General features: G+C 40.1%; 16 protein-coding genes. 5 read left to right on the top strand and 11 right to left on the bottom strand.

The window, feature by feature from the left end; genetic code table 11:
* Positions 1 to 3: 3 nt before the first annotated feature.
* Positions 4 to 2052, bottom strand: coding sequence for a polyphosphate kinase 1 (gene ppk1 / locus PQ461_RS11720; RefSeq protein ID WP_274205703.1), 2049 nt, complete (start codon positions 2050 to 2052; stop codon positions 4 to 6).
* Positions 2053 to 2230: 178 nt separating this feature from the next.
* Between ppk1 and PQ461_RS11725 the strand changes: the two genes are divergently transcribed.
* Entirely contained in the window at positions 2231 to 2725 is a 495-nt protein-coding gene (locus PQ461_RS11725; RefSeq protein WP_274205704.1) for a YajQ family cyclic di-GMP-binding protein, read from the top strand.
* Positions 2726 to 2797: 72 nt separating this feature from the next.
* Here the strand turns inward: PQ461_RS11725 and PQ461_RS11730 are convergent, their stop codons facing one another.
* Positions 2798 to 3235, bottom strand: a complete 438-nt coding sequence (locus PQ461_RS11730; protein ID WP_274205706.1) for an Hsp20/alpha crystallin family protein — start codon at positions 3233 to 3235, stop codon at positions 2798 to 2800.
* A gap of 133 nt (positions 3236 to 3368) precedes the next feature.
* Here PQ461_RS11730 and PQ461_RS11735 point away from each other — a divergent pair, with 133 nt between their 5' ends.
* Positions 3369 to 3815 carry an acyl-CoA thioesterase gene (locus tag PQ461_RS11735; protein WP_274205707.1) on the top strand — a complete coding sequence of 149 codons (447 nt, stop codon included), beginning with the start codon at positions 3369 to 3371 and terminating at the stop codon, positions 3813 to 3815.
* Between the two features lie 54 nt (positions 3816 to 3869).
* Here PQ461_RS11735 and PQ461_RS11740 read toward each other — a convergent pair whose 3' ends face one another.
* On the bottom strand, positions 3870 to 5270 hold the full coding sequence (locus tag PQ461_RS11740; RefSeq protein WP_274205708.1) for an FAD-binding oxidoreductase: 1401 nt from the start codon (positions 5268 to 5270) through the stop codon (positions 3870 to 3872).
* A complete protein-coding gene (gene folB, locus PQ461_RS11745; protein ID WP_274205709.1) occupies positions 5270 to 5641 on the bottom strand; it encodes a dihydroneopterin aldolase in 372 nt (123 codons plus the stop codon). Before folB ends, PQ461_RS11740 begins: the two co-directional genes overlap by 1 nt.
* A gap of 79 nt (positions 5642 to 5720) precedes the next feature.
* Between folB and PQ461_RS11750 the strand changes: the two genes are divergently transcribed.
* Both PQ461_RS11750 and PQ461_RS11755 read left to right on the top strand, forming a co-directional pair.
* Positions 5721 to 6902, top strand: a complete 1182-nt coding sequence (locus PQ461_RS11750; RefSeq protein ID WP_274205710.1) for an acyl-CoA dehydrogenase family protein — start codon at positions 5721 to 5723, stop codon at positions 6900 to 6902.
* 62 nt (positions 6903 to 6964) lie between these two features.
* Complete coding sequence (locus PQ461_RS11755) at positions 6965 to 9046, top strand: tetratricopeptide repeat-containing sensor histidine kinase (RefSeq protein WP_274205711.1); 2082 nt, start codon at positions 6965 to 6967, stop codon at positions 9044 to 9046.
* Here the strand turns inward: PQ461_RS11755 and PQ461_RS11760 are convergent, their stop codons facing one another.
* The 6 genes from PQ461_RS11760 to PQ461_RS11785 form a co-directional block, all read right to left on the bottom strand.
* Positions 9047 to 10387 carry a GH1 family beta-glucosidase gene (locus tag PQ461_RS11760; protein ID WP_274205712.1) on the bottom strand — a complete coding sequence of 447 codons (1341 nt, stop codon included), beginning with the start codon at positions 10385 to 10387 and terminating at the stop codon, positions 9047 to 9049.
* 369 nt (positions 10388 to 10756) lie between these two features.
* Entirely contained in the window at positions 10757 to 11104 is a 348-nt protein-coding gene (gene rplT / locus PQ461_RS11765) for a 50S ribosomal protein L20 (RefSeq protein WP_274205713.1), read from the bottom strand.
* A 74-nt stretch (positions 11105 to 11178) separates the two neighbouring features.
* Complete coding sequence (gene rpmI, locus PQ461_RS11770; RefSeq protein ID WP_274205714.1) at positions 11179 to 11379, bottom strand: 50S ribosomal protein L35; 201 nt, start codon at positions 11377 to 11379, stop codon at positions 11179 to 11181.
* A gap of 52 nt (positions 11380 to 11431) precedes the next feature.
* A complete protein-coding gene (gene infC / locus PQ461_RS11775; protein ID WP_274205715.1) occupies positions 11432 to 12001 on the bottom strand; it encodes a translation initiation factor IF-3 in 570 nt (189 codons plus the stop codon).
* A 1-nt stretch (position 12002) separates the two neighbouring features.
* Positions 12003 to 13928 (bottom strand): threonine--tRNA ligase, encoded by a 1926-nt coding sequence (thrS, locus tag PQ461_RS11780; RefSeq protein WP_274205716.1) that lies wholly within the window; start codon positions 13926 to 13928, stop codon positions 12003 to 12005.
* Positions 13929 to 14078: 150 nt separating this feature from the next.
* Complete coding sequence (locus PQ461_RS11785) at positions 14079 to 15233, bottom strand: MFS transporter (protein ID WP_274205717.1); 1155 nt, start codon at positions 15231 to 15233, stop codon at positions 14079 to 14081.
* Positions 15234 to 15412: 179 nt separating this feature from the next.
* Here PQ461_RS11785 and PQ461_RS11790 point away from each other — a divergent pair, with 179 nt between their 5' ends.
* Entirely contained in the window at positions 15413 to 17770 is a 2358-nt protein-coding gene (locus tag PQ461_RS11790; protein WP_274205718.1) for an ABC transporter permease, read from the top strand.
* A gap of 11 nt (positions 17771 to 17781) precedes the next feature.
* On the opposite strand, the gene PQ461_RS11795 is transcribed toward PQ461_RS11790, so the two are convergent.
* Complete coding sequence (locus tag PQ461_RS11795) at positions 17782 to 19980, bottom strand: bifunctional alpha,alpha-trehalose-phosphate synthase (UDP-forming)/trehalose-phosphatase (RefSeq protein WP_274205719.1); 2199 nt, start codon at positions 19978 to 19980, stop codon at positions 17782 to 17784.
* Positions 19981 to 20003 lie beyond the last annotated feature (23 nt).

A 20003-nucleotide genomic window follows, 5' to 3' on the forward strand; every position in this document is an offset into this window, starting at 1 on the left:
TTCTTATATTTTAGATTTCAGGTAATTATATATTTCAATTTGGGCGCGATGCGTGCTGTCGGCTCGTGTTTTGTGATATTTATTTGTTCCGATACCATTTAATTCACGTGCTTTGGTATTATCACTTAGCTGTATTTTGATAATGTCTTTAAGTTCTTGCCGTAATGCAGGATCAAGGATAGGGAACCCTACCTCTACCCTGTTATCAATATTACGGGTCATCAGATCGGCCGATGTTAAATAGATCTTCTCGTCACCACCATTTGCAAAAATCATTACACGGGCGTGCTCCAGGTACTTGTCAACGATACTGATGACCTTGATATTTTCGCTATACCCTTTTACACCGCCTATAAGACAACACATTCCCCTAACTATCAGGTTAATTTTAACCCCCGCGTTGCTGGCCTGGTACAACTTGGCTATAATTTGCTCATCTGATAAACTGTTAACCTTCAGTATCATGTAAGCCGTTTTTTTGGCTTTTGCATTTTTAATTTCCTGGTCAATAAGCTTATAAATAGCAGGCCTGGAATCTATTGGCGATACAATGAGATGCTTTAAACCTTTTGGCAATACAGATTTATGTAAGGCTTTAAAAACCTCTGCCAGATCAGTTGTAATACGTTTTTCGCAAGTAAACAGCGTATGATCTGCATAAATTTGTGCCGTTTTTTCATTAAAGTTTCCGGTGGATAATGCTGCGTAATAGAATGGCTTTCCTTTTTGCATACGCGTTACCAGGCAGGTTTTAGCATGCACTTTGTAATTGGGGACGCCATATATTACAGTTACGCCTTCTTCTTCCAGGCGGTTGCTCCAGTAAATATTATTCTGCTCGTCGAAACGGGCACGCAGTTCTATAATGCAATATACTTTTTTGCCGTTCTTTGCTGCATTAATCAGTGCATGTATTACGCTTGAATTTTCGGCAAGGCGGTAGAGGCTGATACTGATCTCTTTTACCTTAGGATCAATTGCCGCTTCACGTAAAAAGTGAGTGATATACTCAAAGGGCTGGTAAGGGGTGCTCATTAAATGGTCTTTAATGGCTATTTGCCCCAGCAAACTTTTACGGTAAGATAAACTGTCTACCGGCAATTGCGGATATCGTTTATATTCCAGGTCAGGCTTTTTGGTATTTGGGAAACTGATAAAATCTTTAAAATTATGGTAACGGTTACCCGGGATCAGGTTTTCCGGGTGAAGGCTCATTTGTCCTACCAGGTAGTTAACCATATCGGCAGGCATATCCGCATCATAAAGCAGGCGCATGGGCTTACCCTTGCGGCGTTTTTGCAAGCTTTTAGCAAGTGCATCAATAAACTTCTCGCTTACCTCTTTGTCCAGATCAAGCTCGGCATCGCGGGTAAGCTGTATGGAATAGGCCTCGATAGAATCATATTCAAAAATGAAGAAAATCTCGTCGAGGTTGTAGCGGATGATGTCATCCAGCAGGATGATGAAATTCAGATCATTTGTTTGCGGCAACACCAAAAATCTCGACAAGCTATCCGGAATTTCGATCAATGCATACCAAACTCTTTTTTTAGTAGTAAGCTTTACGAAAAAGTAAATCGCACGGTCGCGCAGTTCGGGAAAATGGTTGATCCCATCAAGCATAACCGGCACCAGGGTCGGTAATATTTTGTTGCGAAAATACTCCTTAACAAATGCACCACGTGATACGTTGATCTGCCGCTCAGTTAAAATAAATATCTTTTCCTCAGCTAATTGCTTAACAATAATATTCTCATACAGGTTGTTAAACTTCTTCTCTTGTTTTACAACAATAGATTTGATCTGGCTTAAAACCTTTTTAGGATTGTATCCCAGTAAATCCTTTGCTTTTTCATTCAGGTTTGAAAGGCGGCTTAAAGTAGCCACACGTACCCGGTAAAATTCATCAAGGTTGGAAGAAAATATAGCAAGGAAGCGTACACGGTCTATTAACGGAACGGTTGGGTCGGCAGCTTCCTGTAATACCCTGTCATTAAAATATAACCAGCTTATTTCTCTGTTAATTAAAGGTATTCGTTTTTCAGTAGCCATTTGGAGCGTAAACCGACAAGTTAGGGTGTTAATGCAAAACTGCCGATTTATTTGTTAAGATTATATTAACTTAATTTTAAATAAGCTGGTTTTAATTTAACATGCATTTTTAACAATGGTTGACAGATCAACATTATAGCCTTACTATTGTATTATAATTTATTAAACCATTTACCAAATGCCATCTTTTGATATTGTAAGCAAGATTGACGGGCAAACCCTGGACAATGCAATTAATACTGCTAAGAAAGAAATTTTAAACCGTTATGATTTTAACGATTCAAAAAGCACTGTTGACCTTGATAAAAAAACCAACGAGATCACGATAGTTACTGAAAATGACATGCGCCTTAAAGCCATTGAGGACTCGATCATCAGCCGCATGATGAAGCAGGGACTTGACCCAAAAGCGCTTGACACCGATAAAGATCCGGTATCAGCCTCTGGCAACATGATCCGAAAAGAAATTAAGATTAAAGAAGGTATAGATAAAGAAGCCGCTAAAAAGATCGTAAAGAAAATTAAAGACAGTGGCTTAAAGGTACAGGCTTCTATTATGGAAGACCAGGTACGTGTACAAGCCAAAAAGATTGACGACCTGCAGGCTGTAATCAGCCTTTGCCGTGGTGAAGATTTTGGACAGCCGCTTCAATACATTAATATGCGCAACTAATAAAAAGTCCCTTGCAGAATTCTGCAAGGGACTAATCAAACTAAACCAACACCTATTTATGAAAACAATTCTTTATTTCACAGCAATTTCTCTGCTTTGAAATTTAGCTTCTTCTTTTTTAGCTACGTTAAGGCTTAAAATACCATCAACATATTCAGCTTCGATCTTTGCATGATCTGCGCTTTCTGGCAAGGTGAATGAGCGTACAAATGAATTGTAAGCGTATTCTTTCTTGCTGTATTTTTTACCTTGGGTGGTATTCTCGGTTTTTTTCTCAGCCGAAATGCTTAACACATTTTTATCAAGACTGATTTTAAAATCTTCTTTTTTCAAACCAGGTACGGCAAGTTCGATGTGGAAATTATTTTCAGTTTCTGCAATGTTTACAGCAGGCACTTTGCTTACAAAACGGTCATTGATAAATGAGTCATTAAAGAAAGTGTCAAACACATCGTTAAAAAATGGATTTACGTTAGCTTTTGGTCCGTTATTAAATTTTACAAGTGTCATTTTTATATCCTCCGTTATTTTAGTTTTATTAACTTCGTTGCTATAAGTACAACTCCTGTACCACCAAGTATTTTTTAACTAAACATGACTTTATGTCTTAAAAAATATTTACCACAGGACAAAATGACATTTCATGGCTGAAAATATTTCTGATTACAATTTTCGTTTCCCTATATCGATCCGGTTTTCTGATATTGATGCTTACGGCAATGTGAGCAACACGATATATCTTACCTTTTTTGAAATTGCACGTTTAAACTACTGGAAAGATGTTACGCAATGGGATTTTAAAAAGGCAGGAGTTATTTTAGGACGCTCTGAGATCAACTATCTAAAGCCTATAACCATTGATGATACCATATGCTGCTATGTACGTACTTCGCGTATAGGTAACAGCAGTTTTGATATGTTGTACCTCTTAACCCGTAACACGCCAGACGGGGAAGAAATTTGCACTACCGGCAAATCTGTTTGTATCAGTTATGATTATGATGCTAAAGAGTCGGTGCCTATCCCCGAGAATGAACGCCAGCGCATGATTGAGTATGATAAGCCGGGGCTGATCACCAATACACATTAAAGAAAAACGTTTATTAACCGCCAGGCTGCTAATTATTTAGCACCTGGCAGTTGATCAATTAAATATCTTACCTGGGTTAAGAATGTTATTAGGGTCGAACACCTGCTTAATACCACGCCACAAGGCAAAGTGTACATCGCTATATTTGATAGGCATGTATTCTTTTTGAAGCAGGCCTATGCCGTGCTCACCAGACAAGGTACCGCCTAATGCAACGGTAAGCTCAAAAATCTCCTTAATACCTTCTTTAAGTTTATTATTCCAGTCCTCATCGCTCATGCCTGCCTTAATGATGTTCACATGCAGGTTGCCATCGCCGGCATGGCCATAGCAAACGGATTCAAATCCAAATCTTCCGCCTATTTCTTTTATACCATTTATCAGTTGAGGCAATGCAGCGCGTGGGACTACCGTATCTTCTTCTTTATAAACCGAGTTTGATTTTACGGATACGGCCATGGTGCGGCGCATTACCCAAAGCTCTTCTTTTTGCGCGGCAGTATCTGCAAATAAAACGTCCTGGCAATTAAAGCTTTCTAAAACACCATTGATACGTTCGCAGTTTTCAAAGATCAGATCCATGCTGCTGCCGTCAACTTCTATCAACAGAAAAGCCTGTATGCCCTCTTTCAAATCAAAGTTGACTCCATCATGCTCAATCACCCACTCTACTCCCCTGCGCTCCATAAACTCCAGCGCCGATGGTACCACACCCGCCCTGAAAATTGCAGACACAGCTGCACAGGCATCTTCATTTGAGGCAAATGAGGCCAGCATCAATACATCATGTTGTGGTCTAGGAATTAATTTAACAACTATAGCAGTTACAATGCCCAGGGTACCTTCCGAGCCGATCATCAATTGAGTTAGGTTGTAACCAGATGAATATTTCAAAGTATTTGCGCCTGTCCAGATGATTTCACCAGTGGGCAATACTACCTGCAGGTTCAATATATATTCTCGAATGGTACCATACTTTACTACCCTCGGGCCACCAGACCCATGAGATACATTTCCGCCGATAAAACAACTGCCCTTGCTGGCCGGGTCAACCGGATACAGCAAACCCTTTTCAGCTACAGCATCCATAAAAACCTCGGTAATTACACCTGGTTCAACAGTAGCTTGCAAATTATCTTCGTCAATCTGTAGAATTTTATTGAAACGCTCCATAGAAATCAGCAAGCCTTTGTTCACCGGCAATGCACCACCGCTTAAGCCTGTACCTGCCCCGCGCGGTGTAACAGCAATGTGTTTTTCATTACAGATCTTCAGTAATCCGGCCACCTGTTCTGCCGTTTGTGGCTTAACAACTACCTCAGGGTAATAAACCAGATCTTCTGTCTCATCACGGCTATATTTTTCAAGTTCATCATGCGCAGTAAGTACATTGGCTTCACCGGCAATCGCTTTAAAAGCGTTTAAAATATCTTCTGTTATCAGTTGGTAGCCCATTAATTGCTTTGTTTATTATAAGTGATAGTTACTGCCGAAGATTTTACCTTACCTTTAAGTGGTGGGTTAAGTTTTTTCAGCCGCACCAAAATACGCACCGCAAAAGGAAATTCTGCTTTAAGGCGGTCTATAATTGCCTGTACAACCGTTTCAAGTAACTGGCGGTTGGTACTCATCTCTTCTTCTGCAATTTCATACAAACGCTCATAGTTAAGCGTATTGGCCAGGTTATCCTCTGCAAGATTATCAGCAGGTATAAAACCAACTTCAATATCTACAACAAAGCGGTTACCTAACTGCTGCTCTTCTGCATAATAGCCATGCCGTGCAAAAAACTCGGCGCTATGCAATGCTACTTCCATCATCATCATACGCCAAAATTAAATTAATGCGCAATAAAATAAACAATCATTATCAGGTTTGATTAGATTTGTTAAAACACCTTTCCAGATGCCAAGAACAGACCTATTTGAATCGCCTGATTATTATTTAATTGACGAACTGCTAAGCGATGAACATAAGCTGATACGCCAGTCGGTACGCGATTGGGTAAAAAAGGAGTTAAGCCCTATTATAGAGGATTACGCACAGCGTGCAGTGTTTCCGAAGCAATTACTGAAAGGCCTTGCCGAAATAGGTGCATTTGGGCCAACCATACCTGTAGAATACGGTGGCGCCGGTTTAGATTATACTGCTTATGGAATTATAATGCAGGAATTAGAACGTGGCGATTCGGGCATCAGATCTACTGCTTCTGTACAAGGTTCATTGGTAATGTACCCGATATACGCATACGGTTCTGAAGAGCAAAAGCAAAAGTATCTTCCCAAGCTTGCTTTGGGCGAACTGATGGGATGTTTCGGGCTTACAGAACCCGATCATGGTTCTAACCCGGGCGGCATGGTAACTAACATTAAAGATGCAGGCGATCACTACCTGCTTAACGGTGCTAAGATGTGGATCTCAAATGCCCCATTTGCCGATATTGCAGTGGTCTGGGCCAAAGACGAGGAAGGTAAAATACGCGGACTTATTGTTGAGCGTAGCATGGAAGGCTTCAGCACTCCGGAAACGCACAATAAATGGTCGCTTAGGGCATCTGCAACTGGCGAACTGGTGTTTGACAATGTTAAAGTGCCCAAAGAAAATGTATTTCCGAATGTATCGGGGCTGAAAGGGCCGTTAGGCTGCCTAAACCAGGCCAGATACGGCATAGCCTGGGGGGCTTTAGGCGCAGCAATGGATTGCTATGATACCGCCTTAAGGTATGCTAAAGAACGTGTACAGTTTGGCAAACCGATTGGTAGTTTCCAGCTTCAGCAAAAGAAATTGGCAGAAATGATTACTGAAATCACCAAAGGACAGTTACTGGTTTGGCGTCTTGGTACACTTAAGAGTGAAAACCGGGCTACTGCTGCACAAATTTCTATGGCAAAACGCAACAGCGTGGAAACAGCTTTAAACATTGCACGTGAAGCCCGGCAAATGTTGGGTGGTATGGGTATCACGGGTGAGTATCCAATTATGCGGCATATGATGAACCTCGAATCTGTAGTTACCTACGAAGGAACACATGATATTCACTTACTGATTACCGGTATGGACATAACTGGTTTGGATGGTTTTAAATAATTTGAAAAAAAATAATTAAATTAAGTGGAAAGTAGTAATATATTTGCCTTCACCTCCACTTAATGTCTTTTCGTTACACAAAAAAATACAAAATATTCACATGGCCGATAGCATTCGCCTGTTCACTTGTATTTTTTTGGGGCTGTAAGCAAAAAGAAAAAGACCAGCTTAAACTTTCGGCACAATATCAGGCCATATTTAAGCAAACTCTTATTATCCATGATAAATATAACCCCGATTCGGCACAAAAATACATTGATGCTGCTTTCAGGGAAATTAAATCCCCTACTTTAAACGAACGTTTAAACAGGTTGGGTTTTCATTACGCCGTAATGTTTACTACAAAAAAGGATTTTTTAAAAGCACGCATATACGCCGACAGTATTTTAAATCTAATTAACAAGAATGGAGGCCAGCAAAAATATCCCGGCTTTTATGCCAATTGCAGGTTAAGCCTAGGCGACGCCGCCTTTGAGCTAAAAGACTATAATACAGCTTATCAAAATTTTTTCATCGGCTATCAGATTGGCAAAAATCAGTTAGACAGAAGAGTAACTTCTGAGTTTTTGTACCGCATGGGGATGGTTACTTTTAAACAGGGACATTACGCACTTGCTGTTAAGTACTTTAAAGAAAGCCTTGGATTAATAAAATCTACCAATGATACTTTTGTAACCTTTTACCGGAATCAGGAGTTAATGGATAATATTGGCATTGCTTTTTTCAGGCTGAATAAACCTGACAGCGCCATGGCTTATTATAATCATGCTCTTCACTATATAACCTCTAACTCATACCGGTTTCCCGAAAAGGCTGACCTCACTCCTGTTGCACAGGCCGTAATTTATGGTAACCAGGCAGACGTTTATATCAAAAAGAAAGATTACAATTCTGCAATACCATTGCTTAAAAAGAGCATCGCTATTAACTCGATTAAACACCACGATAACAATGATGCACTGGTTAATATGGTAAAGTTAGCGGATGTTTATGGTAGAAATAATCGGACCGATTCGATGAAGATAGAATTGGATACCATTAAACACAAGCTATCCGCTATTAGCAACGGAGATGTAAAAGCGAACTGGTACCGTTTAATGAGCGAATATTACAGCCTGAACAACAAACATGCTGAAGCTTTTGATTATCTCAAAAAATACAATTCGCTTAAAGATTCACTTGATGAGAATAACCGCCTGCTACGCGAAGCCAATGTAACAGAACAGCTAACCAATTTCGACAAGGAGCGCCAAATCACTCTTTTAAAAACCAATTATCGTATACAAAGAACCTATCTGCTGTTGGCTGTGATGTTTATTATCATGTCATTGGTTATAGCTTTTTTAATTTACCGAAACTGGCAGCGCTCAAAACACGATTTTAAGGTAGTTAAAATGCTTAACCATGAAATTAATGAGCAAAAAGCCAGCCTTCAGCATACGCTTGACAAATTAAATGATAGCAGCCGCGAGAAAGACCGCATTTTGCATACAGTTGCTCATGATCTGAGAAACCCGCTCGGCGGCATTTCGGCTTTAAGTAACATGATGGTTAATGACACCAATTGCAACGATGAGCAAAAAGAGTTTATTGGTATTATTAAAGAAAGTGCAGATAATTCACTGGAATTAATTAACGAATTATTTGAGGCTGCCGACCTTGTTTTAGATGATACCAGGAAGCAACTTGTTGATATCAATACTTTGGTAAATAATAGTATTGAATTATTGAAATTTAAAGCAGCAGAAAAAAACCAGCACATAGTACTCAGTCATAACAACACGCCTCTTTACCTATTGATCAACCGCGAAAAAATATGGCGGGTAATTAGTAACCTGATCATTAATGCCATAAAATTCAGTCCGGCCGGCACAAACATATTTGTTAGTATTGATGAAAGCCCGGTAAATGCAACCATTGCAGTAAAGGATAATGGCATTGGAATACCTGATCATATGCAAACAAAAGTGTTTAATATGTTTACCGAAGCCAAACGACCAGGTACCATGGGCGAAAAATCTTTTGGCCTTGGGCTGTCTATCAGTAAACAAATTGTAGAAGCACACAATGGTAAAATATGGTTTGAGAATAATCCGCAGGGCGGCACCACATTTTTAATCTCGATAGACAAGCCTGTCGCTTAACTACTGCTCACCAAGCAACTCCCTGTACCAGTGACCCGAGTTTTTAATAGTACGTTTAAGCGTATCAAAATCAACATGTACTAATCCAAAACGAGGATGGTAGCCTTCTGCCCATTCGAAATTATCTGTAAGCGTCCACACAAAATACCCCTGTACGTTACAACCTTCGTTCTTAGCCTTTAAAACCTGCTCCAACATGTCATGAATATAGGCTAACCGTTTAGGATCGTCAACTTCATTCTGTTCAATTTTGTCTGGAAAAGCAGCTCCATTCTCTGTAATCAGGATTTTTTTAATGTTTGAATAAGCACTGTATTTTTTAATGATATAATAAATTGATGGCGGGTGTACCTCCCAGCCCATATCGGTAAGCGGCACATTGCGGTCTTTAGCTTTTACCAGGCGTGCGCCTATGTAAGGTGTAAAAAATGAATATTGTACTATTTCGCGGGTATAGTTTTGCAAGCCAATAAAATCAAAGTCAAACTTAATTGCTTCTTCATCACCTGCCTGAAAGTAATTTTTTATCTTTTTTAAAGCAGGAACATTATCCGGATACCCTAACCCCAATATAGGTTCAATAAACAAACGGTTAATTAATGCATCCGCTCTTTTAGCTGCTGCAATATCTTTGTGCCGTTGTGTATGCGGTTCAATGTGCGAACACGAAAATGTAGTGCCAATTTCGGCATCAAGCAGCTTTTGTTTCAGTATCCTTCCACCTGTTGCCATAGCCAATACGGCGTGATGTATAGCAGGTATAAAGTTTTTTAAACCTGTGCGGCCCGGGGCATGTATACCTAAAAAATAACCCGCACCCGTAAATACAGAAGGCTCGTTCATGACCATCCAGTACTTTACGCGGTCGCCAAAGCTATCTGCGCAGATATTTACAAACTCGCCAAACCAGTTTACTACTTCGCGGTTCGTCCAGCCACCTTTAAGTTCAAGCGCATACGGCAAATCCCAATGGTACAAGGTAAGCCAGGGCTCAACACCTTGTTGAAGGCAGTAGTCTATTACTTTATTATAATAGTCTATACCGGCCTGGTTAACCTCACCGGTACCTTCAGGCAGAATGCGGGTCCATGATATTGAAAAACGAAAGTTGGGAATATTAAGCTGTTTAACAATGTCGATATCTTCCTGGTAACGATGATAAAAATCGCATGCGGTTAAAGCGGTCTCACCATTTAATATTTTCCCCTTCCGGGTAGTAAACTCGTCCCATATAGATTGACCTTTACCATCTTTATAACAAGCCCCCTCTGTTTGAAAAGCTGCTGCGGATACGCCCCAATGAAATTCTTCCCCGAAGTCTATTTTCTTAAACTTATTCATTCAATAATGCAGATTCAACACGCAAACAACAAACCCGTAATTGAAAGTAAAGTTTCAGAAAATTAGCGGAGGGCATACAGGCACGGATAAATATCCATGAAAATATAAAAGAAAATAAATAAGACAAAGTATTTATAAGCATTAATGCATAAACACTGAGCGGATGTTATTCATCATTAACCTTTCGCGCAGGTTAGTAACCATCCTGAATAACTTAGCTAACAAATTCATATGCTTGAACTTTATAGTACTAAGTTAATATACAGGCATGAAATTAATATGCAGTTAAAATGACGTTTATGTTAAGTGATGACAATAAACAAGAAAGGCTCCGTAAACGGAGCCTTTCGGTAAAAGTATTGTGTTTGCTTATTTCACAGCAGCGTCAACAATAGCTTTAAATGCATCTGGATGATTCATTGCTAAATCAGCCAATACCTTACGGTTTAAACCGATTTCTTTAGCATTTAATTTACCCATTAATTGAGAGTAAGAAATACCATGCTGACGGGCACCAGCGTTGATACGCTGAATCCACAAAGCTCTGAATTCTCTCTTTTTGGTTTTACGGTCGCGGTAAGCATACTGTAAACCTTTTTCAACTGTGTTTTTTGCAACGGTGTAAACCTTGCTACGTGAACCCCAATAACCTTTGGCGAGGTTCATGATTTTTTTTCTTCGTCTTCTCGACGCTACTGCGTTAACTGAACGTGGCATCTTTTGTTGTTTTTGGCAGTGAGTGTCCGTTAAGGATCTTTAATACTCTAAAGCCTGGTTAAAAAATTAATTAATTACTTTCCGATACAAAGCATACGTTTAACATTACCCATGTCGGCATCAGCAACTAAGCTGGTTTGGCCAAGGGCACGCTTACGTTTGTTAGACATCTTGGTTAAGATGTGGCTTTTGTATGCGTTTTTTCTAGCAATTTTACCGGTTCCAGTAAGCTTAAAACGCTTTTTAGCACTGGAATTGGTTTTCATTTTTGGCATAACTGTTTATTTATTTTAAATGAACGTATCGCTACGTTTTATCTTAAGTCAATTACTTTTTAGCTGCCTTAGGCGCAACAGTTAAAAACATACGTTTCCCTTCCAGTTTCGGAAGCTGCTCTACCTTACCCACTTCTTCTAATGCCTGTGCAAAACGCAGCAGCAAAATCTCGCCCTGCTCTTTGTAAACAATAGCACGGCCTTTAAAGTGTACATAAGCCCTAACCTTCTCCCCTGCTTCCAGGAATTTGATGGCATGTTTCAGCTTAAACTCAAAGTCGTGATCATCAGTATTTGGCCCGAAACGTATTTCTTTAATAACCGTTTGCTTAGCGTTACTTTTGATCTCTTTCAGCTTTTTCTTCTGTTCGTAAATAAACTTATTATAGTCTATTACTCTACAAACAGGGGGATTAGCGTTAGGAGATATTTCAACCAAATCAAGTTCCTGCTCTTCAGCAATGCGTAGTGCATCTCTTAATGAGTAAACTCCCTGCTCAATATTATCGCCAACTAAACGCACTTCCTGTGCACGGATAAATTGGTTGATATTATGTTCCGCTTCTTTTTTCTTGAATGGAGGACGTGGCCCTCTACTAAAATTTGGTTTATTTAATGCCAAGTTATACTGTTGTTTCTTTTATTAATTGTTGCTTAAATTCTTCTATACTTAAACTTCCCAAATCACCCTGACCGTGTTTACGAACTGAAATAGTGCCCTCGGCAGCTTCCTTCTCGCCTACGATCAGCATATAAGGGATCTTCTTCACTTCAGCATCCCGGATTTTACGTCCGATCTTCTCATCTCTGAAGTCAATTAGCCCGCGAATATCGGAATTTTTTAATTCATCTGAAAGTTTTTTCGCATAATCTTCAAATTTCTCCGAGATCGGCAAAATAACATATTGTTCTGGCGATAACCATAACGGGAAGTTTCCGGCGCAATGCTCAATCAAAACAGCCACAAAACGCTCCAGTGAACCGAACGGTGCACGGTGGATCATTACAGGGCGGTGTTTCTGGTTATCGCTGCCAGTATATTCTAACTCGAAACGCTCCGGAAGATTATAATCAACCTGGATGGTACCTAACTGCCATTTGCGTCCAAGTGCATCCTTCACCATAAAGTCAAGCTTAGGGCCGTAAAATGCAGCCTCACCAAGTTCGACTACTGTTGGCAACCCTTTTTCGGCAGCAGCTTCCTGGATAGCAGCCTCAGCCAATGTCCAGTTTTCATCGCTACCAATGTATTTTGATTTATTTTCCGGATCTCGCAATGATACCTGTGCAGTATAATCTTCAAAGCCCAGGGCTGAGAATACATATAATACAAGGTCAATCACCTTTTTAAATTCTTCTTTCACCTGGTCTGGGCGGCAAAACAAGTGTGCATCATCCTGAGTAAAGCCACGTACACGGGTTAAACCGTGTAGCTCGCCGCTTTGCTCGTAACGGTAAACAGTACCAAATTCAGCATAGCGAACTGGCAAGTCCTTGTATGAACGTGGCTTTGTTTTATAGATCTCGCAATGATGCGGACAGTTCATCGGTTTCAGGAAAAACTCCTCACCTTCCTGCGGTGTCTTTATCGGCTGAAAACTATCTTTACCGTATTTCTCATAGTGGCCAGAAGTCACATACAGGTTTTTATGTCCTATATGCGGAGTAATTACTTGCTCATACCCGGCTTTCACTTGTGCGCGTTGTAAAAAGTTAACCAGGCGCTCACGTAAGGCAGTACCTTTTGGCAACCATAAAGGTAAGCCCATACCTACCTTCTCTGAGAAGGCGAACAGTTCCAGTTCTTTACCTAATTTACGGTGGTCACGCTTTTTAGCTTCCTCAATAATACGCAGATAATCAGCAAGCTCGCTGGCCTTAGTAAAAGTAACACCGTAGATCCGGGTTAACTGTTTACGTGTCTCATCGCCGCGCCAGTAAGCCCCTGCAACATTCATTAATTTAACTGCTTTAATAAAGCCAGTATTCGGAATGTGCGGACCACGGCAAAGGTCGGTAAAATTACCCTGGCTGTAAAAAGTGATCGAGCCATCAGGCAGGTCCTTTATCAGGTCAAGCTTGTACTCATCGCCTTTTTCAGTAAAATATGCTAAAGCTTCGGCTTTGCTTACAGGCTTGCGGATGTATTCCGACTTTGCCTTGGCAAGCTCCAGCATTTTGTCTTCAATTTGTTTAAAATCGTCTGATGAAAATTCGCGGTCGCCAAAATCAACATCGTAGTAAAAACCGGTTTCGATAGCCGGACCGATACCGAATTTGGTGCCTGGATAAAGCGCCTCTAAAGCCTCAGCCATTAAGTGGGCTGATGAATGCCAGAAAGTTGATTTACCCTGGGTATCATTCCAGGTAAGCAGCTTAACAGTCGAATTTTCCTCAATCGGGCGGCTGGCATCCCAAACCTGTCCGTTTACTTCGGCTGCTAAAACGTTACGCGCTAAACCTTCTGAAATTGATAATGCGATTTGCATGGATGTAATTCCCTTGTCATACTGACGAACGGAACCATCAGGGAGTGTGATGTTAATCATTTACAACATGATTGTGGCGCTTCTTAAATCTAAACAATGACTTAATAAGTCGCCGGGTTCTAAAATTTGTGTGTTATTCGAGCACCTACAACAGTGTTCTTATTTTCAATAGCAAATGTAACAAATTTCAGGACAAATACACCAGCACGGCTACTCCTCTTTTATCTTGCTCACCATCCATATAATCAGGCTACCTAAAACTCCTATAATTGCAAATGAAATCCGGATACCGGCAGCCTGTGCAACATAGCCTACCAATGGTGGTACAAGCAAAAATCCGAGATAACCTATAGTTGAGATGGAAGCTAAAGCCCTTGCACTGCTCATACTTTGAGATTTACCTGCAAGACTGAACACCAGCGGTATAATACATGATACCCCAAAGCCTGTAAATACAAAACCAATACCCGCCGTGATAGGATAAGGAAACAAAACGGCAAGCAATAAACCCACCGTTATGAATATGCCGCTATAATGCAGAATGCGCTTAATGCCGATACGGTTTACCAGTTTGTCACCTGCAAACCTACCCGTAGTCATAGCGATCATGTAAACCACAAAAGCCGCGGTAGCACCTTGTTTTGAAGCATGGACCGCATCATGAAAATAGATACCGCTCCAATCATACATGGTATTTTCACAGGCCATAGATACAAAGCTGATGATGGAGAATTTAAGCAAGTATTTATCAGGCAGGGAAAAGATTGGCTTACGCTCGGTTGTCTTTGCAGGTGGCTCATCTAATGTATTTTGATAAAACAGCAGCGAAACGACAATCATGCTGATACCCACTGCCGGCAAATGCCAATGAGTAGCCACATTAAAGCTGACCATAATATAACCCAGTGCCGCACCTGCAAAGCCGGCTAAACTCCAGATACCATGAAAAGTTGTGATGATGGATTTTGTATACAACTTCTGCACGCCTACCGCCTGTGCATTAACACTCAGGTTCATGAGATTACGCGATGAACCAAAGCCGAACATAATGAAAGCCAGTTGCCACATAGCTGACGCGAAGCCTGAAAAGCAAAGCATTATATTGAACAATATCGTACCGAAAAGCATTATTTTCCGGCTGCTATACTTGCCTAATAAGTGATTAGTCAATGGCATGGTTACCATTAAACCTATAGGCAAGGCAAACAACACCGTGCCCAATTGCGCCTCACTTAGTTGAAGTTGCGATTTAACCGTGGGTATACGCGAAGCCCAGGCAGAATAGCCAAAACCGGAGATAAAAAAGAACACCGCATTAGCTATTCTGATATTGCGTAAAGAAGTTTGTAATTTAATATCAGACATCAGACCGCCCAAAGATAACGTTATGCATTATTATGCGGTCAGCAAATACTGTAATACAATCGTACAAATATTGTACGTTTTCGTACGTTTTATTTTTTAATAATTTAATTAAAACACTATTTATCAGTGAATTAAATAATTGGCACTTGCTTTATTAAGCTATACATTATCATTTCGTTATGCTTAAAAACTATTTTAAAATTGCTTTAAGGGGTTTGCGCAACAAAATTTCATTTACCATTATCAATGTTTCTGGATTGACTATTGGTATGGCTAGCGCTATTCTTATTTTAATGTGGGTACAAAATGAGTATAGCTACGATGGTTTTCATAAAAATAAGGAAAACTTATACAAAGCATGGAACCATTATAAAGGACCTGGTTATGAATCTGCTTCAGATATAACTGCTTCGCCCCTGGCAAAATCGCTAAAAGAACAATATCCTGAAATAAAAAACACAGCACGGGTTTACTGGGATATTGACAGGTTGTTCAGTTATGGCGATAAATCTATCAAAGCAACTGGAAATGATGTGGACAAGTCCTTTTTAACGATGTTCACTTTTCCGTTAATAAAAGGAAACTCAAATCATGCACTTGATCATTTAAATAGTATTGTAATCACCCGAAAACTTGCTGAAAAGTTATTTGGCAGAGATAATCCGATAGATAAAATTGTAACCGTTAATCAAAAACAAATCTATAAAGTAAGCGGCGTTTTACAAAACTTACCGCCTAATTCGCAATTTCAATTTGATTATTTGGTTAATCTTTCAGCAAATGAGAAGTATTACTCTGCCGACTCATGGACTTTTAATTCGTACAACACCTATGTGCAATTACAACCGGGAGTTTCTATTGAGCAGGTAAGTAAAAAGATTAAAAACTTAATAGTGCAACATGACACAAGCAACAAAGCTGAATTATTTCTGCACCCTATTGATAAATGGCATCTTTATTCACGTTTCGAAAATGGCAAACCAGTAGGTGGCAGAATAGATACTGTAAGGTTATTAATTATTATTGCTATGCTGGTATTATTTATAGCATGCATTAACTTCATGAATCTCTCTACCGCTCAAAGCCAAAAAAGAGCTAAAGAGATTAGTGTACGTAAAGTAATAGGTGCAACCCGAAAAAGCCTTATCAATCAGTTTCTGAGCGAAAGTATTTTAATTACATTTATTTCAGGTTGCCTGTCTCTTGTTATAGCGCAGTTGGTAGCCCCTGCCTTTAATCAACTTACTGGTGAACAAATGTTTATTAATTATGCTTCACCCTTATTTTGGCTAAGTTTCATTGGATTTATACTTATAACAGGTTTATTAGCAGGCAGCTATCCAGCATTTGTCTTATCTAAATTCAACCCGGTAAAGGTGCTAAAAGGTGTTTTTAAAACAGGCAAAAGCCCGGTTAACTTACGTAAGGTATTGGTTGTAAGTCAATTCTCAATAGCTACTGTTCTGATCATTTCAACCATTGTTATATATCGTCAAATAAGATTTGCACAAAACCGGGATACAGGTTATCACATTAATAATTTAATTGAAATACCTGTTGAGGGTGATATTGACAAAAATTATCAGTTGATCAAAAGTGATCTGCTAAACACAGGTGCAGCTACATCAGTATGCCGTACAAGTTTGAGTGTGACTGTTGATGGCAGACAGGAAAACGGCTACAGTACTGACGGAGTGAACAAAGATCAACAAAAGCTTAACTTTTCACGGTTTGGCACATCAGGAGATTTTGTAAAGACATTAGGCATAACGCTTATTGAAGGCCGGGATATTGACTTAAATAATTACGCATCAGACAGCAGTGCATGCTTGTTAAATGAAACTGCTGCAAAAAGCTTAGGGTTGAAAAATCCTATCGGTAAAACCATAACAAATGGTAACGGCCAACTACACATTGTCGGCGTTATTAAAGATTTTATTTTAAACTCCCCTTATGTAAATATTAGTCCAATGCTTGTAATTGCTTCTAAAAAATGGTCATACAATACTGTGATCAGGTTAAATAGTAAAGCAGGAATTGCTAATAGCATTAAAAAAGCGGAGGATATCTTCAAAAAATACAACTCAGATTATCCATTCAACTATCAGTTTGTTGATCAGGAGTATGACAAAAAATTTAAAGATCAAAAGCAGGCAGGCATAATTGCTGCCTTATTTGCCGGCTTAACTATCTTCATTTCATGTTTAGGTTTATTTGGCCTTGCAGCCTACATGGCCGAAAATCGTTTAAAGGAAATAGGGATAAGAAAAGTACTTGGAGCCAGTGTGGCTGATATCACTAAAATGCTCACCAGCGAATTTGTAATACTGGTCATTATAGCAATAGTTATAGCCATACCTGTATCTTATGTGTATATGCAGAAATGGTTGCAGGATTTTAACTACCGCATCAGCATTGGATTGCCCACTTTCTTACTTGCTGGTATTATTGCAATTACAATAGCCATACTAACAGTTGCTATGCAGTCGGTTAAAGCTGCGCTGGCTAATCCGGCGAAAAGTATAAGAACAGAATAGCACATGGTGCGCTATTCTGTTTTCACATTGCTTGCTTCGGTAAGTGCCCAAAGCATATCGCGTACCTCGGCCGGGTTACGCATATAAAATTTAGCGGCAGAAACATTGCTGCCTACTTTTATAGTGATCGCGCTTTCAGGCAGGCTTCTAAATATATCTTCGTCTGTATAGTCGTCACCCAAAGCAATAATAAAGTCGTAGTCTTTACCTTCGGTTAGTGCTAACGCTGCCCTGCCCTTATTAATTTCCATATTCTTCACCTCAACCACCTTGTTACCAGGTAGCAGCTGCAAGCCTTTGTCACTCACTATGTATTTCAGCGTATTCATTAATTCACCGGCACGCAGCTCACCAAGGCCGCTTTGTGCCTTACGGTAATGCCAAACTAATGAATAGGTTTTTTCCTCAATGAACGTACCCGGCGTACGGTCTACGTAGGTTTCTATAAAAGGATATATTTCCTGTTTCCAGGAGTTGGACAAGCCACTAAGGCGATGCCAGTGTTTACCCTGCAATTTTGACCATGCACCATGTTCTGCAATCATGTTAACCGGCTTATCGCCAAACCATTCTTCCAGGTTTTCGTGCTTGCGGCCACTGATAATAACCACTTCATTTGCGGGGTCGGCAGTTAAATGATCGATCAGGTCATACAGGTCGCTGTCTGGCTTTGCCTGGTCTACAACAGGCTTAAAGTCAACCAGTGTACCATCATAATCTAAAAAGATAATACGCTTCTGCGTTTTAGCAAAACGATTAATGATAGACTGCCGGGTGCCGTTACTTACATGGCGTGTTTGCATAGAACGTTGCATCTGCTTTACCTCAGTCAGCCTGTCGATAAACAACTTTACCCAATGCGTAATATTGAATTTGGCTACCACACTGCGCATTTGTGCCATACGGCGCCTTTGTTCTGCCAATGGCATATTAATGGCTGTGATAATGGCGCGTGCAATCTCCTGTACATTATTAGGATTTACAATAATGGCATCTATCAACTCTTTAGATGAACCGGCCATCTCGCTAAGGATCAATACACCATCATTATTTATCCGACTGGCCACATATTCTTTACTTACCAGGTTCATCCCGTCGCGGATGGGATTTACCAGACAAACATCAGCCATGCTGTAAAGCGCCGATAACGTTTCTATCGGGAACGGACGGTAAAAGTATTGTATCGGGCTCCAGTCAATGGTACGGTAACGTCCGTTAATATTACCAACCCGCTTATCAATATGATCTCTAAGTTCGCGGTATTGCGGCACCTGGTCGCGTGATGGAACAACGATCATATACAGGGTTACTTTCCCTATCAGTTCGGGATGATGGTCTAATAAGGTTTCAAACGCCAGGATGCGTTGTAAGATGCCCTTACTGTAATCGAGCCTGTCTACAGAAAGTATCAATTTCTGATTATGGAAGGTATCTGTAATAAATTCCACTTCCTTTTTAACAGCTGCTTTTAACGGCATCTGCGCAAATTTATTTTCATCAATCCCCATTGGGAAAGCTTCGGCTACTATAGAGCGCTCGCCAAAAGTGATTACATTGGCAGAGGCCTGTAAAGGCAATAACCGCGTTACCGAACTAATAAAGTGACGTACATAATCAAATGTATGGAACCCGATCAGATCAGCGCCAAGTAACCCCTCTAACAAATCCGCACGCCATGGTATAAGCCTGAACATCTCATGCGACGGAAAAGGAATATGTAAAAAGAAACCTATCGAGATATCGGGCTGCACATCACGGATCAGCTTAGGTAATAGCATCAGCTGGTAATCATGTATCCAGATGGTATCGCCTGGTTTTATAACGGCTAATACTGCATCGCAAAATTTCTGGTTAACTGTCTGGTAGCACTCCCAGTTAGACTGATGGTAATGCGCATAAGTAGAAGCATAGTAATGAAACACCGGCCATAGTACATCATTAGAAAAACCTTCGTAGTATTTGGTGATCTCGTCTTGTGTCAGAAATACAGGCTGAAGACTAAGTTCTTTTAATTTTTCGGTAATATCAGTCTGATGATCCTCATCGGTTACCTCTAAACCTGGCCAGCCAATCCACACGTTGTCGCCCTGCTTATAAACAGAACCTAAACCTGTTGCTAACCCTCCTTCACTTGCTGATAAATTATAGGTGTCATTTTCAAAAGAAACTTTAACCGGGAGACGATTTGATACAATAACAACTTTTGGCATAATATAAAATACAACTGTCTTTG

The organism is Mucilaginibacter sp. KACC 22063 (assembly GCF_028736115.1).
Taxonomy (GTDB): domain Bacteria; phylum Bacteroidota; class Bacteroidia; order Sphingobacteriales; family Sphingobacteriaceae; genus Mucilaginibacter.